Below are 19127 nucleotides of genomic sequence, written 5' to 3' on the forward strand. Positions count from 1 at the left end.
TAAAGTAGTACGGACGGCAGCGACCTCTATTAGAGTTCCATGCCTAAAAATTGAGTCTCTTGTCTCAATTTTTCCGAGAAATGTAACGATAACACGTTACATTTCTTTTTACCACTTTAGAAAATTTGATTGCTATGAACAGAATTTAAAAACTAAATTTTTGGAAATACTATGAAATATATTATCAATCATTCAAACGACACTGCTTTTAATATCGCCTTGGAAGAATACGCCTTTAAACACCTTTTGTATGAGGATCAAATCTTCCTTCTTTGGATTAACAAACCTTCTATCATTGTTGGACGTCACCAGAACACTATCGAAGAAATCAACCGTGATTATGTTCGCGAAAATGGTATTGAGGTAGTCCGCCGTATCAGTGGTGGTGGGGCTGTTTATCACGATTTAAACAACCTCAACTACACCATCATTTCAAAAGAAGATGAAAACAAGGCCTTTGACTTCAAGAGCTTCTCAACTCCAGTTATCAATACCTTGGCTCAACTAGGCGTTAAAGCTGAGTTCACAGGCCGGAATGACCTTGAGATTGATGGCAAAAAATTCTGTGGAAATGCTCAAGCCTATATCAATGGGCGTATTATGCACCACGGTTGCTTGCTCTTTAACGTTGATTTATCAGTCCTTGCTAACGCCCTCAAGGTTTCAAAAGACAAATTTGAATCAAAAGGTGTGAAATCCGTTCGTGCCCGTGTAACCAATATTGTCAATGAATTACCAGAAAAAATTACAGTTGAAGAATTCCGAGATTTGCTATTGGAATACATGAAAAAAGAGTACCCAGAAATGACAGAATACGTTTTTTCTGAGGAAGAATTGGCGGAAATCAACCGCATCAAGGAGACCAAGTTCGGTACTTGGGACTGGAACTACGGTAAATCACCTGAATTTAACGTCCGTCGTGGAACAAAATTCACTAGTGGTAAGGTTGAAGTTTTTGCCAACGTCATTGAATCAAAAATCCAAGATATCAAGATCTATGGTGACTTCTTTGGTATCGAAGATGTTGCTGCAGTAGAAGATGTCCTCCGTGGAGTGAAATACGAACGCGAAGATGTTCTTAAGGCCTTAGAAACTATTGATATTACACGCTACTTTGCTGGTATCAGCCGTGAAGAAATCGCTGAAGCAGTAGTAGAATAAATCAAAAAGAAGTTGCTTGTTTTAGCAGCTTCTTTTTATGAGTGATATTCTACATAAATAATTTTATGTATTTTATAAGCTATCCAAAGCATTCTTTTGTTCATCATTGACAATATGGGTATAGAGGTCAGTGACTTGTGTACTAGCATGCCCTAGCTGGTGGCTGACCAAAACTTGCGATTTAGTAGCATCATAGAGCCTAGTCGCCAGGGTATGGCGTAGTTTGTGGGGAGTTACACGGACTTTGAAGTCCTCAGAGTACTTAGCAACCATCTTTTCAACACTAGAAGCATCAATACGATTAGGAACACCTCGATAGAGTGTCAAAAAGAGAGCTGTATCCGTCTTTTCTGTCTTATAGCGTTGATTTCGAATGGCGAGATAATTCTCTATATAAGGCTTGGCAAAGGCAGCGACATTAACCGAGTCACGTTTCCCCCCCTTACGTGTGACATCAATAACCATCATTTTGAGATTAAGGTCTCTTAGATCCAAATTAACAGCTTCAGATAAGCGGACACCAGACGCCAAGAGAAGGGCAATAATGGCTAAATCACGTTCTTTATTTTTATTGAATGACGAGAGGGCACGATTTGAGAGCTGTTGTGGGTACTCCTGGTCGATATAGGTTAGAAAACCTTCTGTTTCATCACCTAGAAAGAGTTTTTGCTTGATGTTTTCAGCTCTAGCAGCAAGTGTTTCTTTCTTTTTCTTGGTTGAAACTTTCTTCATTACATTACGATAGAAATAAGGTTCACCCTGATCATTTTCGACTTCCTCGGTTAGATGCTTATAAAGACTGGAAAGTGCTGACAAGGTGCGATTGATGGTTGTCTGAGAGACACCTTGCTTGGTTGTATTGGCATTCAGCAAAGGTCGTTCACGTAGATACAGGATAAAGGATTCCATATCTTTCTTAGACATATTTTCCAAGACTGATAAAGGAATGTCAGACATTTTATCAACATTTGAAATACCAGACTCCAAAAGCCAGCTGAAAAATCGATCGTATTCCTTGAGATATTCGTACAAGGTTGTAAAACTGTAGGGAACAGCAAGCTTGGATTGGTAGTATTCCAGAACATACCATGGCATGATTTGTTTTAGTTTGTCGATTCGTTCCAGTAAAATCTCACGTTTCATGTATTTTCTCCATAATTAAGTCTACTAGTAGTATAGCATAGACTCATATATTTTTCAAGAAAATTATAGTTTTTCGGAAAGACGTTATAAGTGTTTGATGGATTCTAGAAAAAACAAAGACCTGGTTCCACAATCATAAGAAACAGGTCTTTTGTGTGTATGTAATCCGGCAATATGTTTATATTTTAATTTCTCTAAAATATTGCAATTGCCATTTTTGTGTTGCTCGAGCTGTTGTATTTAAATTTGAGCACCAAGGAGGATAAAATCGCATAGACATTTTTCCATTGCTATCTTTTGTCGACAGAATGTTTTTACGAATAGCCACCTCGTTTGGAATAATGAATAGTCCCCTCTTATCATTATCAATGATAACGATTATAAGTTCATTTCCTAAGTCCTCATTGGTATAAGGAATGTTCTTGTTGTTTTGGTCTTTTTTCCAAAAAACTGTAAAATATCCTTCTTTTTTTGGTGTTCTTTTTGCCAAGCGGCATCTTTTATACCCTTGCTCTTCCTTTATATTGATAAGAATACCTTCGTATTTTTCATTGTATTTTTCTTCAATGAAATCAAAATCACCATAAAAATTATATAAAACATCGAGTATTTTCATTATGATGTATGTCCTCCTTAGCAAATAACTTTTCCAAAGAATAATACTGTTTCCAACAAAATCAGCTACCGACTATGCACATCTTTTTTATGTATTACCATATAGCAGGATACCAAGATGATGAAGGTTTTAAGCAGGTAGGTTTCGGATCGTTCAGTGTCTATGGTTAGCTGAGACAAGACGTTAATGATCGAATGTGTCATAACGCAAATCCAGAGATTCTTTGTTTTGTTATAAAGAGCTGAGAGTATGAAAGAATTCGTCAGCAATCCAAATAAAAACGGTAGAATTTGCAGTGTTGCTAGGGAACCATCTATGTAAAAGAACAACAGATGCCAAAGCGCCCAGCTGAAAAAGGTTAAGATTGTTGAGTAAAAATATGGCAACTTTTCTTGTAAAATTGGTTGAAAAACATATCGCCATCCAATCTCTTCTATACCGCCAAAGACAATAAATTTGAAGAACATCAAAAATGGGAGATACCAGCTAAATTCTATCATTTTCTCACCAAACATTAGAAAAGAAAAATCAAGGACAATAAGGAAAAAAGATAATAAATAGTGTTTATAACTGGTATGAATGTTAAAAAAATCGTTTACAATCTTCTTAAAATGAATATGAAAATAGTGATTTGCAACAATTATTCCCCAAAGAGCTGAAGAAATGCCACCTAGAAAGATTCCTAAAATAGATAATAGATTGGACTGAACAGAAAAATGATTCAAGAGAAAGAAAAGGAGACAAACTGATACAATTGGCTAAATGTGCCTAGCAAATATACCGCAATTGCCTTATTTCTTTTCATAGAGAATCCTTTCGACAATATTTTACGTAAAATAAATTATGCAAACAAAAACTTACAACAACAAATCTTTGACTTTTCCAATTTCACTTTTTGGGATCACTAGGTGAATCATATCACCCAGATACATTCTAGTTGAGCCGTTAACTGTTTGGCTCTTGCCATTATGGACTTGGGTGGTGATGAGTACGTTATGTGGCAAGTTGAGTTCGTGAACCTGTTTTCCAGCGATTTTGTCAGACACAGGGATTTCTATGAGGGTGACTTCTCCTTCGTCTGTTGCTTCTTCTGGTAGCATTTTTTCAAGCATGGCCTCATAGACTGGTGCTCCCTTGAGCAGATCCATGACGATGTAGGCGACTAAGGTCACTAAGCCCAGTGGCATGAGGTTGCGAATATCTCCAACCATCTCAGTTACGAGGATCATGGCAGTTAAGGGAGCCTTGGAAATTGCCCCAAAGTAGCCACTCATTCCCAGAATGACAAATATAGGGAATTGCTCCTGACTGACAAGCCCAAGGTTAACAAAAATGACACCAACTAGGCCACCAAGTAAGGAACCGAGCGCCAAAATGGGTAGGAAAATTCCTCCTGGGAGACCACTTCCATAGCTAATCATGCTCCAAACAAAGCGAATCAAAAAGTAAGCTAATAGAACTTGAAAACTAAAATTTTGCTCAGTCAAGGAAAGAACGACCTGATTTCCACCACCAAGGATTTGTGGTAAGAAGATGCCGACTGGTATGATAAGGATAAAGGCTAGGATTGGATAATAAGCTTTATCCAAATGGATTTTTTGACCAATCCAGTCATAAATTCGACCAACATTGAGTACAGCTTTCTCATAGAGAAAACCAGAAAACCCGAGAAAAACTCCCATAAGGAGGTAAATCCAATACTGGTCTAGGGTCATGAGAGGAATGTTGTCTGGCATATCCAGTACGGGTGTTAGGCCAAATATGAGCAGAGAAACAAAGTTTGCTACGATGCTAGCTGCTAGAGTTGAGACCCAGAAAAAGCGGGAAAAATGGTGATAGACTTCTTCTACAACAAAGAGGAGACCTGCAATTGGTGCATTAAAGGCAGCTGCTAATCCTGCAGCAGCTCCACTGGCAATCAGGGAACGTTCCTCTACTGGGCTAGATTTGAGCCACTTCGCAATACCTTTACCACCAACAGCTCCAAGTTGAATACTTGGTCCTTCTCGCCCTAGCATAAGGCCACTGGCAATAGCAAGAATACCTAATACATATTTCTTCCAGAGGACACTCCACCAGTTGAGAGTCATCAATCCCTTTAGTTCGGCTTCGACTTGAGGAATTCCTGAACCTTTGATATCTTTTTCCGACCAAGTTAGTTTCGCACTAAGCCAGCAAACGAATACATAAAATAGGCCAATGATAAAAAGATTGCGCACTAGGTGCGCTGGTTCTTGATAGAGTCCTTGTATCAGATGAAAACCCTTTTCGATTAAGAAACGAAAGGATCCGACGATTAGCCCGACGACGAGACCAACAATGATTCCTCGTCCAACTTGGGATAATATGGTGCTTGAGGCAAAGGCAAATTCTTTCTTGGAACTGAGTGTTTCTGACTGTTCCTCCATAATCATTTCCTCTTACTTGTCTTTCTTAGTTGAAACCAGTGTTTTGACTGGTTCAAAACTGGTTCGGTGAATTGGGGTGACACCTAATTTTTCCAGTCCTTCTAGGTGTTTAGCTGTTCCATAGCCTGCATTAGCCGTGAAATCATAGCCAGGATATTGGTTGTCATATTCCTTCATCAATTCATCCCGTGTCACCTTGGCCACTATAGATGCAGCTGCGATGGAGAGGGAGTTGGCATCTCCTTTGATAATGGAGGTTTGTGAAATTGGTAACTCCAGTTTCATGGCATCTATCAATAGGTGCTCAGGTTGCGGACTGACCTGGGAAATTGCTTCTTTCATGGCTAGTTTGGTTGCTTCATAGATATTGACTTGGTCAATGACTTGATTATCCATGATTCCAATGCCGATTGCTAAGGCTTGGTCTTGAACGGCTTGATAAATCTCCAGATGTTTCTTTTTAGGAATCTTCTTGCTATCGTTGAGGCCTTTAATCTTACAATTTTTAGGTAAAATAACAGCTGCAGCGACTACAGGACCAGCCAGAGGACCACGTCCAACCTCATCAACACCTGCAATCAGGGTCAATCCTTGCTTGTAAAGCTCTTTTTCGTAGGAAAGCATGGATTCCAGGCGAAGGTCTTCATCCATTTCAGCCTGAATGGCTTTTTTACGCTTGTTGATTTCCTTTTGAACTCCAGAACGACTATCCTTTTCCAGTTCAAGAAAAAGGGGATTGTCTAAGTCTTTGACAGTAGCAAGAAGTTCTTTAATTTCTTTAATCGTCGTCATCGATGTCGTCCAATGTATCTAAGGTGTAGTTACCGAGTTTCCCATCACGGACTTCCTTGACGAAGAGGCTGTAAAAGCGGTCGTAGTCGTCTCGGAAACCAAGGGCACGGGTCATATCCATGATGATAACAGGTGCTTCTTCTTCTATCTTCATTTGTTTGAAGCGTTCAGCTAGCTTTTCTGGATAATGTTTTTTGAAATAATTGAGACCAAAAATGGTCACTTCATCCATAGGAAGCAACTGGTCTTTAATGGCTCCAGTCAAGGCTAGTTTCAAAGCAACGGTTTCGTCTTCAAATTTAGGCCAGAGAATCCCTGGCGTGTCTAATATTTCAAGGTCTTTATTGGTTTTGAGCCACTGTTGCCCCTTAGTAACACCTGGTTTATTGCCGACAACTGCAATCTTTTTCCCAGCCAAACGGTTCATGAGAGTTGACTTACCGGCATTTGGAATTCCGATAATCATGGTCCGCAAGGTTTCGATCTTGATACCGCGTTCTTTCTGGCGTGCAATTTTATCAGCCATGAGTTTTTTAGCTGCATCCGTCACAACTTTTACAGTTACTTGCTCTTTGGAGTTGATAGCCAGAGTTTGGATTCCCTGTGATTCAAAATACTGACGCCATTCTTTGGTCATTGCGGGGTCAGCAAGATCTGCCTTATTCAAAATCAAAAGCTTTGGTTTATCCCCCACAATCTTGGTTAACATAGGATTTTGACTAGATAAAGGTAGCCGAGCATCCACCAAAATCGTCACAAAATCAACAAACTTTAAATTCTCCTGAACTTGCCGCCGAGCCTTAGACATGTGGCCCGGAAACCATTGAATAGTAGCCATAATATTTCCCCCTTCCGACTAAAAAAAACGTTTTCTTTCTTACTACCTATTCTATCATAAATTAGGAACTTTTGCACAGGCTTTTGTCTACAAAAATGAGTATATATAGTAAAAATGTTTGCATAAATAATGTTTGTTATATCAAAGTACGAGAAAAACACCTATCAAGTTATAATGATGATAGGTGTTTTGCTTATAAGACTATCCTTGAGAGAAAAGGGCAGACACAATTTGTGACAATAGTTTCACTCCAGAAAATTTGCGCTGGGGATAAATAATCAGCCCTTAAACATTCTTTTAAAAATTCAGCAACTTGATCCGGAGCAATCTCAAACTCAAAGGCTCTCATCTTGTAGAAAAAGTCGACGAGATGCTCAGATAAGTAATCTTCTGAAAAGGGTACTTCACCACATTTTCGATACTCCAGCAAGAGTCGAGAGAACCTGGCTTTTTCATCTGGTAAATTACGAAAATAAGAATTCACTAGCAAAATTTGTTTTTGCTTTCGTTCTGCCGAATCCTGTTTTAAAATTCGTTGCTCTTTTTCAAGCTCTTTTTGATTTTGCTTTGCCTTGAGAGCTCGTTCTTCTCTATTCTTACCAAAGAGGATTTTCTCCCATTTTCGTTCTTCTGGTGTGAGAGTTTCTGTAAAGCCAAAGTAATCTTGATAGGCGCGTTCAGCGGGCCCCATGGCTAGGATGAGATTGTCAGCGTATTGCTTGGCGATTTTATCTCTTTTCTTACGTTCTTTCTCTGCTTGAATCCGTAAATGCTGCTCGTAATCTATTTTTTCCTTACCAAGTTTGACAAGGTAGAGTTGATCATCAGACTTCCCAAGTAGAAAAGGTTTGATACACCTTTCAAGGACTTTTTCTAGGCGAGCCTTTTTTTTTGGCTCTGCCTTGGTCCAACTTCCACCTTGGAAGACTTCTAGGAAAAGCTGGTAATCTTTCTCAGGTGCAAATTGATTGCCACGATTGGCTTTGAAAACACCCTTTTCCCAAAACCAATTTAGAAGTCGTTCGTCAAAATCGCTTTTATTGACCTTAATTTTTTCCTTTTTCTTGACCTTTCTAGTCAGATTTTCGAGCTTTCTGAGAAGTTTTTCTTCCTCTTCTAGTTGCTGGTCGAGGCTAATACGATGAAAATGGCGAACACAGTCACTTCCGATAGGAAAGAGACGCTGACCTGTGACTCCGTTAAAGAGTTCGTAGGCGTATTTAATGGCATTCCCACAGACGCAATTACTACGACCAATGCCATTAAAAATCAAGGAAACTTCATTCCATTCCTTGGTAGCTTGATCCCAAGTATCGGCTTTTGAAGCCTGTAAAACTGCGTCATGCAGGGATTTTCTAACTGGAAGTGGCATGAGGTCTCCTTTCTAATACTCAATGAAAATCAAAGAGTAAACTAGGAAGCTAGCCGCAGGCTGTACTTGAGTACGGCAAGGTGAAGCTGACGTGGTTTGAATTTGATTTTCGAAGAGTATAAATTATACTTTTACAACTTGAACCTCATCTTTGCCAAGTAAGATCAAGTATTTTTCTATGTTTTCAATTAAATACGCTCGTGATAAAGCCTCTCCGTATAAGGCTAACTGACCACGATAGCGGTCTATGAGTTGACTTGGTTCATCGTAACGGTCTGTTTTGTAGTCGAAAAGAACGATACGATCCTTATAAAGAAGATAGCCATCCAAGATTCCACGAACAACAAAGTCTTCCTGACTCTTTTGGTCGCGTTTGAGCATGGAGAAAGGTTGCTCGCGATAGAGATGATTTGTATTGGCGAGAATTTCTTGACCGAGTGACGTATCAAAGAAGGCTAGGATTTTAGAAAGATTGATCTTATCTCTAACAGCTGGACTAGTTTGAACTTGTTGCAGAGTATCTTTCAGGCTAGCAAGCGTTGGTTGCTGACTGAGGTCAATTCTCTGCATGAGTTCGTGGGTAGAACTACCAATCTCAGCTCCAGTTACCTTTTCTTTGGTTGAAAAATCTGGCAAATCAAAGCTGATTTGCTTGTCTACTGACTGGCTTTGACCTGCAATCTCGACACCTTCCATATCCATAACGGGTTCGTAGAATTTCTTGATTTGGCTTGGGGTTTGAACACTTGGTAGTTCAATGGCTGCGCGGTGAAGAGTATTATAAACTTCCACCTCTTTTAGCATTTCAAGGGCTTCTTTAATCGTTTCAGACTGACGATTGTCTGCTTGAGAACTATCTTGTAGAGGACTCTTGTTTTCCAACTGACCGATAGCTTCTCTAGTCAACTGGTCATCACCAACAAAACGATAACTAAAGTTGAGATTGTCCTTGGAAAATACTTTACTGATAGCCCAGATCCAATCTTGAAAATTTTTGGCTTGTAATCTGGTATTGCTATTCAGTTTCCCACTTGCTGCTACTGAATATTCCTTGCCCTCAAGCTTTTCACGAGACCCCTTACCAACGAGATAAAGTTTTTTCTCAGCCCTTGTCATGGCAACATAAAGGAGACGCATCTGCTCTGAATAGCTAGCCAGTTGCAATTCTTCTTCATTCTGCGTATAAGTTAGGCTAGGAATGGAGAGTTTGATGGTTTTAGGATAGTGTGCTTCCACTGCTCCTGTTTCCACCTTGGCAATGTATTTGACACCAAGCCCATTTTGACGACTGAGAATAACTTCTGACATCGAGTCTTGCTTGTTGAAGTCCTGATCCATGTTGAGGATAAAGACATAAGGAAACTCCAGACCTTTGCTCTTGTGAATAGTCATAAGTTCCACGGCATCTTTAGGCGGTGCGACGGCTACGCTTGCGAGGTCATGCTGAGCCTCTAAAACTTGGTCAATCATACGGATAAAACGTGATAAGCCCTTGAAATTACTCTTTTCAAACTGGTCTGACCTCAAAGCTAAAGCATAGAGATTGGCTTGTCTAGCAGGACCGTTAGGCAAGGCTCCAACATAGTCATAATAAAAACGGTCATTATAAATCTTCCAAATCAAGTCATAGAGGGAGTGGGTTTTAGCATACAAGCGCCAAGAATCCAAGATATCCATGAACTGATTTAGTTTTTCAGCTAGTTCTGTGTGAATCAAGTTTTTTTGGCTAGCTTCTTGTTTTTGAGCATTGAGCAATTTCTCATAGAGATTTTCTTGGATCTTATCTTCTACTTTCTGAAGGGACAAGCGTGCCAACTCGTCCTCGTCAAAGCTAAACATAGGAGACTTCATCAGAGCAACTAAAGCATAGTCTTGCAGGGGATTGTGGATGACACGAAGCGTATCCAGCATGACTTGTACTTCTAGGGATTGGAGATAATTGTTTTGCTCGCCGTCGGTTTTAACTGGAATCCCGTACTCAGACAGGGCGAGGAGAATCTGATCATTTCGACTGCGGCTGGAGGTCAAAAGTGCGATTTCTTTAAAAGCAACACCTTTTTCCTGACGAAGTTTCAAGATTTCCTTGATGACTAGGCGCATTTCTCCTGTGAGTTTAGTTTCTGTTTGGCTCTCTTCCTCCTCTTGCCCGCTATCGCCCTTATCGTAGAGGAGAAATTCTGCCTTATTGTCTGGATTGGGAGTTAGTTTGCTATTGGCAAAAACAAGCTGGTGCATGCTATCATAGTTGATTTCGCCGACCTCTTGGTCCATAAGGCGTCCAAAAACATCATTGGTTGCTGACAGCACTTCTGAACTGCTACGGAAATTTTCCTTGAGGAGAATGAGCTTGCCTTCTTTAGGATTTTGTGCATAGCGTTGAAATTTTTCATTGAAAATCTGCGGATCTGCCTGACGGAAACGGTAGATGGACTGCTTGATATCTCCAACCATAAAGCGATTGTGACCATTCGACAGCAATTCCAGCATCCGTTCTTGAATGTGGTTGGTATCCTGATACTCATCGACCATAACTTCATGGAATCGCTCCTGATATGCCTCACGAACTTGTGGGAAATTTTCTAGAATCTCGATGGTATAATGACTGATATCAGCAAATTCAAAGGCGTTTTCCTGGCATTTACGTTCACGATAAGCCTCCACAAAATCACTCATAAATGTTTGGAAGGTTTTAGCTAGATCCCAGGTGTCTTCATGATAATGTTCTTGATAGTCGAGAATTGTTATCTGGTCTGCTAATTGTCCTAGTTTAGCAAACTGGGCCTTTCTTTCTTCGTTGTAGGCATCAGCCAGTGGTTTTAAATCGGCCTTACGACTAGAATTAGCTAGAGCTCGACCATTCTTTTCTTTCGATATTGCGACAATACGCGCAAGCACTGCTTGATAAGCCTGGCTATCGGACTCTTGATTTAAGGAGCCAATTTCATCCAGAACCAACAGCACATTTTCTAAATAGGCAGCTTTGGGAAACTCCTTGGCATCGTTATCCAGATGATAACGGAAGAAACTTTCCAAGTCCCAAAGCGCCTGCTTGATTTGCTCAGTTAGTTTTTCTTTTTCAATGGTGAAATCAGCTTCTCCAAATCCTTTGAGGAAAAATTTACTCAACCATTTTTGAGGATTACTAGTGGATTGAAGGAAATCATAAATTTTGTAGACTTGCTGGCGCAGACCTCTTTCATCCTTGCCACGCCCCGCAAAGTTCTTCACCAAACGGCTAAATTTCTCTTTATTCTCACCTTGGTAATGCTCTTCAAACACCTGATGAAAAACTTCGTTTTTGAGGATTAACTGTTCACTTTCATTTTGTAGAATACGGAAATTTGGTGCGATATCAATCAGATAGCCATGCTTGCCAAGGAATTTTTGTGTGAAAGAGTCCATGGTTCCGATGGCAGCGTTGGGGAGGTCTGCTAACTGTCGTCCCAAGTGCTGTTTAAGATCGACATCATCAGTTTCTTGGATTTGCTGGCTGATTTTTTTCTCCAAGCGTTCCTTGAGTTCAGTCGCAGCCTTAACGGTAAAGGTTGAGATAAAGAGTTGACTAATTTCTACACCACGGGCTAATTGGTCCAGAATGCGCTCTGCCATAACAAAGGTTTTCCCTGAACCAGCAGACGCTGAGACTAGGATATTTTGCTCTGCGGTATAAATGGCTTCGATTTGCTCGGCTGTTTTCTTCTGTTCCTTGCTCGAACTCGCTTCTGCTTCTTGCAGTTTTTGAATTTCTTCCTCAGTTAAAAAGGAAATGGGCTTCATCGATTCAACTCCTCTCTCATTTTTTCAAACCAAGCTTGCTTGAGTTTTTCTCCGACCAGTCGTTTGCCATCCGCTAGGTCTAACTTTTCTAGGAAACGAGCTTGACCCAAATGGTAATTGGCTTCAAATCCTGTAATTGCCTGATGTTGCTGGACGTATGGGGCAATACTTCTTCCGTTCTCTGTGTATGGATTGATGGCGAACTGACCTTCTAAAATCTTCTCAGCCGCCTTCTTGTAAAGATGGGCATTATAGTCCAGTAGGAGCTGAAATTCCTCATCTGTCAGCTGGTTGGCCTTATTTTTATTGTAAAATTCGCCTAAATGACTACTTTCTTTCTCTAAAAAGAGGCCTTGGTATTTCATTGACTTACTGGCTTCTACTACTGCTCCTGCCAGATTTTTAACTGCTAATAAGGATTGGACAGGCTCAGCCATTTCCAAGTACATAGCGCCGAAAAAGTTCTGCTCTCCTTCTCCCTTAAGGGCAGCAAGATAGGTTGGCAGTTGGGAATTAAGCCCATTAAAGAAATTCGGAAACTGGAACTGGGTCAAACTTGACTTATAGTCCACCACTCCTAGAGCCCCATCAGCTTTCAGGCGGTCAATACGGTCAACCTTGCCTCGCACATGGACACTGCGACCATTATCCAACTGGATAAAGGGTTGGTCTCTGCCGCCAAATGTTGCCTCTTCCTGAATGGTCTCAATGGCTGGATTATGACGTAGGATGTGGCCAGTGGTCCTAGCGACATCAAGAAGAACTTCCTTGGTAAACTGGGCTTCAAAACTTTCTTGATAAATGGCTTCAAATTCCCGTTCTTGACTGGTTTCCTTAATAGCTTGTTCCAGACGGTGGTCAAACGGATTTTCTGCAGGTAGTTTCAAGGCACGTTCAAAAATACGGTGCAAGAAATTCCCGTGACTGCGAGCGTCTGGACGCAGGCGCAATTCTTCCTGCAAACCAAGGACATAACGGAGGAAATAACTATATTCATTGCGGTAAAACTCCGTCAAACCAGAGGTAGACAGGTAAAACTCTTTTTCAGCTGGATAAAGAGCCTGCAAGGTTTCCCTAGCTAAAGGCTTGCTGCTTGGACTGGTTGGAATAGCTGGATTTGTAAGGCCTTTTTGATCAAGTTTTTTCCCCATCACACGTGCTAGAATCTTGACAAAGGTCAAATCTTTTTCATTTTCACTAGAACCTGCCTGCTGATGATAGGCAACTAAGCTAGACAAGAGACTGTGATAAGAACCCATATCTTCTTTGCTAAGATTTTTATGGTTCATTCTCTTTTCTATCCGGCTAAATCCAAAACTCACCAGTTCCTGAAGATAGGTCGATTCCTTGCTCTCATTTTCATTGAGAAGACTTGGTGCTGACAACACCAACTGCTTACGAGCAGCGTTGACTAAAGAAAGCATAGTATAGCGATTTTTCTTGAGGTTTTCACTGCTTGCAATCAGCAATTGAGCCCCCTCTTCTGTCGCTTGGTTTAGGCTTTGTCTTTCTTCGTCTGTCAAAAGGCTAGTATTTTGAGCGATTTTTGGTAAATGATCCTGAGTCAGCCCGATGGCATAGACAAAGTCAGCAGTCAGTGGTGCAATCAAATCGTAACTCTGCACCAGAACAGTGTCCACTGTCGCTGGAATAGTGCGATACTGAGATAAACTCATCCCTGAATGGAGTAAGGCTAAGAAGTCCTCCAGACTTACTTGTGAACCATCAAAAACGGTCGCAAATTGTTCTAAAACATGACAGAAAGCTTTCCAAACTTCGGTTTGTCTTTCCTGTTCTAGGGCTTCCATAGTAGCTGTTAAACCTTGCATCTGCTTGCTTAAGACAGCGTTTTTTAGAAGTGTACTCCACTTTTGCAAGAGATTTTCAGCCTTTTGCTTCCGAATGGCAAATAAGGTTTCAAGTGGTGCCAAAACACGTAAACGAATGGCGTTCAAACGTTCCAAGTCAAACTTTCCATGGTGGGATTTTGTGAAGGTCTTCTGAAAAGCTGGCAAGCCATTGATACCAAGATAGCGGAGATATTGCTCAAAGGCATCAATATCAACCTGACTAAGGTCAGTATACAAACCAGTTCTCAGTAGATTAATCAAATCCTCCTGACGGAAACGGTAGCGTTTTAATCGTAAAATAGACTCGACATACTGGGTCAAGGGATGATGAGCCATGGATTCGCTTCTACCAAGATAGAAAGGAATCTGGTACTGGTCAAAGATTGTCTTGAGAGATAACTGATAAGAAGCCATATCTCCTAACAGAATGCGAAAATGCTTGTAACTCAAGTCTGGATTATCATGTAATTTCTGACGGATGCTACGGGCTACCAACTCCAACTCTTCTTTTTGCGTTAAACAAGACCAGATTTGCAGGTTTTCACGGTCCTTCTCATCGACATCTAAAGTGAGTTCTGAAAAGTCATAAGAAGACTCCAGCAAACGAGAGGCCTTGTCAAAACTATCTATTCTCCCATGAGTCTGAGAACGATCCTGAGCAGGCGTTTGGTATTTAGCACCTAAATGATGAAGAAATTCTACACTGGCTTGGTAGAGATTGCCTTCAGTGAACGGGCTGGTATAGGCCTTCTTACTTGCATATGCACCAATGACAATCTCAACACCTTTACGATGGAGTAGATCCACCACATGCTCTTCCTCGGCGGAAAAACGGGTAAAACCGTCGACAACCAAAGCCAGCCGACTGAAATCGCTACCTACCTTGTCATTCTCAATAGCCTCAATCAAATGGGACAACTGACTTCCCTGAGCCAACTGAGCTTGATTGAGATAGGCTGTTACTTTCTCAAAAATCAAGAGTAAATCTGCCCGCTTGTCCTCATCACTCAAACTTTCTAAGTCTAAAAAGTTCATCTGAGCAGTTGTCATCTCATGATAAAGTTCAATCAGCTGCTGGATAAATTGAGGGTCCTGTTTAATCGCACCATAAACTCGTAACTCTTTGGAATCGAGTTCAGCAAGGCATTTATAAAATGCCATTCCAAGACCGATATCATCAAGACTGGTCTTTGTAGGCAAGTCATTTAAAACCAGGTAACGAGCCATTTGAGCAAATCGCGTGACGGTAACCGCAAAAGATGCCTGCTGGGACAAACATTCCAGCACGGCACGTTCCTTTTCAAATGAAAGAGAGTTGGGTGCGATGTAGAAAACTCGCTTGCCTGCAGCAACCAGCTCTTCCGCCTCTCTGGTCAAGATTTCTGTCAAAGAAGTCCGAATATCAGTATAAAGTAATTTCATCTCAGCCTCGTTTGGTTTATCAAAGTTTCTTACTCTATTATAGCAAAGTTCGCTTCACAGTCCAAATCCAAAATTCTAGTTGACAATCATTTAACTAGCAAATCAATCATACTTCATCATCCACTTTCATATGTTGAAAAATATGGAGGAAAAAGTCTTTGGAAACTTCAAAATGTCCATAACGAAGTCGAGAAGTATAGTCTCTCCATTCAGGATGTTGTCTGGCTATTTCTATGGAACAATCTTGGACTGGTAGATAATACTCGACATTTCGTCTAAAGGGAAAGAATCCTTCAAATTGCTCTACTTGATAGGCTTTGTCATCTATAATTTTACCTACGGCCACAAAAGCCTGTAACTTATCTTGACCATTCATATCGTATTTTGGACTATAGTATAAAAGATAGTCACCTTTTTTCATACGATTTAAGGGGCCGCCCTTTCCATGACAGACCTGACAAAAATTTCCCTCAACTCCTCTTAAAACATGGTTCTTTGAAACAACTCCGACCCAATATCTAGGCATTTTTATCCTCCAACTCTACTAACATGCGATTAAAACATTCTCTATCGTTAGATAGTTTTTCAAAAAATTCTTCATCAACACCTTCTACTAAGGGTAAAGCTTGATTGACCTTCTCCGCGCCAGACTTCGTCACTGAGACCAGTTTTGCCCGACTATCCTTTGGATGTTGATCACGTCTAATGTAGTCCTTCTTCTCCAGTAGTCTAACAATTTGGGAAACCGTCATGACATCCATTCCGGTGAACCGAGCGATATCAACTTGCGTTACATATTCCTCTCTATTAGACAAAAACAAGAGCGAGGTTAAAACGATAAATTGAGGCAAAGTGAGACCAACTGATTTCAAGACTCTTTTTAAGTTGCTTTCCCACTTGTTGTAGACTTTGATGAACAGAAGACCTGTAGACTCTGTTTCATCATTTTTGTAAATTGAATTAAATTGATACTTTGTCATTATTTCTCCTTAAATATTAAGCATACATATTATATAAGAATTTACTTTGTTTTTCAAGAAAAGGAAAGTCAAATGTTACAATTCTGTCAGACATTTTATAGTCTATATGCTATAATAAAAGCAAAACACCTAGAAAAGGAAGTCTTATGATTAAACTACTAGCCTTGGATATGGACGGAACCCTCCTTAACGAAGCAAAGGAAATCCCTCAAGCCCACATTACTGCCATTCACCAAGCCATTAAAAAAGGTGTCAAACTGGTTCTCTGTACAGGTCGCCCGCTTTTCGGTGTCCTCCCCTACTATAAACAACTAGGACTTGACCTCCAGAATGAGTATGTCATTGTCAATAATGGTTGCTCAACCCACCAGACCAGTGACTGGAGTCTAGTTGACTGGCAAGAACTCAGTCCAGCTGACATTGAATACCTTTATGACCTAGCTGAAAAAAGCGACGTCCAGCTAACTCTTTTTGATGAAGAACATTATTTTGTCCTCGGTGGTAAACCTAATCAAATCGTTCAAAATGATGCCAAACTTGTTTTTTCAGACCTAACTGAAATTTCCCTTGAGGAAGCCACTAGTGGCAAATATCGGATGTTCCAAGGTATGTTTTTGGGTACCAAAGAACAAACAGACGATTTTGAGCAGCGTTTTGCCAAGGAACTTTGCCAACGATTCAGTGGAGTTCGTTCGCAGCCTGTCATTTATGAAGCGATGCCACTTGGGACGACCAAGGCTACTGCTCTTTCACGTCTAGCTCAGATTTTGAAGATTGATTCCTCAGAAATTATGGCCATGGGCGATGCTAATAACGATATCGAAATGCTCCAGTTTGCAGGCCTTGGTATTGCTATGGGAAATGCCAGCGACCATGTCAAATCCCTTGCTAATGACGTTACAGCCAGCAATGAAGAAGACGGCGTCGCGCGTGCGATTGAGAAGTATATTTTATAAAAAAGAAAAGCAAATAGACAGAAATTACTGCTATTTGCTTTTTTTACTACTTAACCAAATAAGCAATCAAGGTTATAATCCATAAATGAGCTGGGTAGAAAATATAAAAGAAATATTTACTCCAACTGGTTTCCTTTCCTCGCTGTCCATTATAAAGTGCCATAAAAGGAAATACGGTGATAAAGAGCCAGTCAGAATTGTAAAGCATCATTTCTAGTGTTTGATACCAAGTGTCGTAAATTTGGATGGAAGTCACTAACAAGAAGGCCCACAGAAAGGCATATAGGAGATTTCGCAATCCCTTGCGATTTCGACAAGAGTAACTAATCAAGAGAAATGGTAGCATAGTAATACCACCCTCAGTAAAAAGACAACCGAAAATCAAGAGCCCAGCAACTCCAATCCGACGCCACAACTTCTCCTTTTTATACAACTCTTTTCTGGGAAAACCAATCCAAAGCATGGTGACACCGATGGCCAGAGTCAGGAAAATGTTGTTATTTACCATTACTCCTTTGGATGCAAATAGGGCATTTAGTAGGCTATTTCCAGCAAACATGATAATCGCCCAACTCCAAAGGCGGATGAGGTAGTTTTTCAAATTCCGAGTATGAATGAATCCTTCCATAGCCATATAGGCAAACCAAACTCCTACACAACGGGTCAAGGCGTGAAAGATACCTTCCCACAGAGGAGAAACGATTCCGGTGATATGAGGGATATGGTCTAGAACCATTACTGCCGCCATCAGGTACTTCAACTGCGTCGCATTCCATTTTTTCATAATAAACCTCTTTCTTTTTAATCTACATAGAGTATAGCATACATTTTCACGTATAATCGTACACCCATCTTACATTTAAAAAGCCTATCTTACATTTTTGTAAGACAGGCGTGAATATCAAAAGTTTATTATGAAATTTACCATCTAGTCCGTAATTCGTTGGTACATTTCTGGTCTTCTATCTCGAAACAGTCCCCAGTTTAGGCGTTCGCTTGCTCCCTTGTCAAGGTCATAAGTGACTAACAGAACAGTCTCACCTTGCCTTTCAGCTCGCTCTAGAATAGCTCCTGTTTCATCTGTCATAAAGGATGAACCGTAGAAGTCAAGACTGGAACTCTGTCCATCATTTTCCTCACTTGGAGTGACTTCCTCCAAACCATAGCGATTGGCTGCAATAACTGGAACAATATTTGCTGCTGCGTGGCCTTGCATCGTTCGTTGCCAGTGCCCACAACTGTCTGTATCCAGAATTGGCTCTGAACCGATGGCTGTGGGATAAAAGAGCAATTCAGCACCATTCAATGCAAGACAGCGCGCTGTTTCGGGGAACCATTGATCCCAACAGATACCGATCCCAATCTTAGCGTAACGAGTATCCCAGACCTTGAAGCCGGTGTTACCAGGCGTAAAATAAAACTTTTCTTGATAATAATGGTCATCTGGTATGTGGGTTTTCCGATAAACGCCCAGCACTTCCCCATCTGCATCAATGACAGCGATAGAGTTATACAAGACATTGCCATCTTTTTCATAGAAACTAATCGGTAAAACAACTTGCAACTCCTTAGCAAGCTCCTTGAAATGCCGAATAGCAGTATTTTCTGTCACAGACTGGGCATACTGGTAGTAGTCATACTGGCGTTCCTGACAAAAATAGGGACGTTCAAACAATTCCGGCAAGAGAATGATTTGTGCGCCTTGGTCTGCAGCTTGGCGAACTAAACGTTCAGCTGTTTGAATATTTGTTGCCACATCCTTGACACATTGCATCTGGATTGCTGCAACTCTTACATTTCTCATCTTTTTCT

14 protein-coding genes and 1 pseudogene are annotated in these 19127 nt (G+C 40.6%); 2 read left to right on the plus strand and 13 right to left on the minus strand.

Going from position 1 to position 19127, the window contains the following annotated elements:
• Positions 1–171 precede the first annotated feature (171 nt).
• Positions 172–1161 (plus strand): lipoate--protein ligase, encoded by a 990-nt coding sequence (locus MK385_RS02525; protein WP_268725193.1) that lies wholly within the window; start codon positions 172–174, stop codon positions 1159–1161.
• A 72-nt stretch (positions 1162–1233) separates the two neighbouring features.
• Here MK385_RS02525 and xerS read toward each other — a convergent pair whose 3' ends face one another.
• The 11 genes and pseudogenes from xerS to MK385_RS02580 form a co-directional block, all read right to left on the minus strand.
• Positions 1234–2304 (minus strand): tyrosine recombinase XerS, encoded by a 1071-nt coding sequence (xerS, locus tag MK385_RS02530; RefSeq protein ID WP_268725194.1) that lies wholly within the window; start codon positions 2302–2304, stop codon positions 1234–1236.
• Positions 2305–2482: 178 nt separating this feature from the next.
• On the minus strand, positions 2483–2920 hold the full coding sequence (locus MK385_RS02535; protein WP_000697143.1) for a MepB family protein: 438 nt from the start codon (positions 2918–2920) through the stop codon (positions 2483–2485).
• A gap of 65 nt (positions 2921–2985) precedes the next feature.
• Positions 2986–3725, minus strand: a pseudogene (locus tag MK385_RS02540) (CPBP family intramembrane glutamic endopeptidase).
• Between the two features lie 52 nt (positions 3726–3777).
• On the minus strand, positions 3778–5328 hold the full coding sequence (locus MK385_RS02545; protein WP_268725195.1) for a ClC family H(+)/Cl(-) exchange transporter: 1551 nt from the start codon (positions 5326–5328) through the stop codon (positions 3778–3780).
• Between the two features lie 12 nt (positions 5329–5340).
• Complete coding sequence (locus MK385_RS02550; protein WP_129312944.1) at positions 5341–6120, minus strand: ribonuclease HII; 780 nt, start codon at positions 6118–6120, stop codon at positions 5341–5343.
• Positions 6107–6958 carry a ribosome biogenesis GTPase YlqF gene (ylqF, locus tag MK385_RS02555; protein WP_000201310.1) on the minus strand — a complete coding sequence of 284 codons (852 nt, stop codon included), beginning with the start codon at positions 6956–6958 and terminating at the stop codon, positions 6107–6109. Before ylqF ends, MK385_RS02550 begins: the two co-directional genes overlap by 14 nt.
• 193 nt (positions 6959–7151) lie before the next feature.
• Positions 7152–8330 (minus strand): hypothetical protein, encoded by a 1179-nt coding sequence (locus MK385_RS02560; protein ID WP_268725196.1) that lies wholly within the window; start codon positions 8328–8330, stop codon positions 7152–7154.
• A 123-nt stretch (positions 8331–8453) separates the two neighbouring features.
• The gene (gene addA, locus MK385_RS02565) at positions 8454–12107 is read right to left on the minus strand and encodes a helicase-exonuclease AddAB subunit AddA (protein ID WP_268725197.1); all 3654 of its coding nucleotides are present in this window, start codon (positions 12105–12107) and stop codon (positions 8454–8456) included.
• Entirely contained in the window at positions 12104–15379 is a 3276-nt protein-coding gene (rexB, locus tag MK385_RS02570) for an ATP-dependent nuclease subunit B (RefSeq protein ID WP_268725198.1), read from the minus strand. The genes addA and rexB overlap by 4 nt, the downstream gene beginning before the upstream one ends.
• A gap of 106 nt (positions 15380–15485) precedes the next feature.
• Complete coding sequence (locus MK385_RS02575; RefSeq protein WP_268725199.1) at positions 15486–15905, minus strand: EVE domain-containing protein; 420 nt, start codon at positions 15903–15905, stop codon at positions 15486–15488.
• Positions 15898–16359, minus strand: a complete 462-nt coding sequence (locus MK385_RS02580) for a MarR family winged helix-turn-helix transcriptional regulator (RefSeq protein WP_125393763.1) — start codon at positions 16357–16359, stop codon at positions 15898–15900. Before MK385_RS02580 ends, MK385_RS02575 begins: the two co-directional genes overlap by 8 nt.
• Positions 16360–16505: 146 nt before the next feature.
• Between MK385_RS02580 and MK385_RS02585 the strand changes: the two genes are divergently transcribed.
• Positions 16506–17315 (plus strand): Cof-type HAD-IIB family hydrolase, encoded by an 810-nt coding sequence (locus MK385_RS02585; RefSeq protein WP_268725200.1) that lies wholly within the window; start codon positions 16506–16508, stop codon positions 17313–17315.
• A gap of 46 nt (positions 17316–17361) precedes the next feature.
• Here the strand turns inward: MK385_RS02585 and MK385_RS02590 are convergent, their stop codons facing one another.
• Together MK385_RS02590 and aguB are read right to left on the minus strand one after the other, a co-directional pair.
• On the minus strand, positions 17362–18099 hold the full coding sequence (locus MK385_RS02590; protein WP_268725201.1) for a TraX family protein: 738 nt from the start codon (positions 18097–18099) through the stop codon (positions 17362–17364).
• Between the two features lie 144 nt (positions 18100–18243).
• Positions 18244–19119, minus strand: a complete 876-nt coding sequence (aguB, locus tag MK385_RS02595; protein WP_268725202.1) for an N-carbamoylputrescine amidase — start codon at positions 19117–19119, stop codon at positions 18244–18246.
• Between the last annotated feature and the right edge of the window lie 8 nt (positions 19120–19127).

Origin of the sequence: Streptococcus oralis (assembly GCF_026782125.1) — a bacterium.
Taxonomy (GTDB): domain Bacteria; phylum Bacillota; class Bacilli; order Lactobacillales; family Streptococcaceae; genus Streptococcus; species Streptococcus oralis_CE.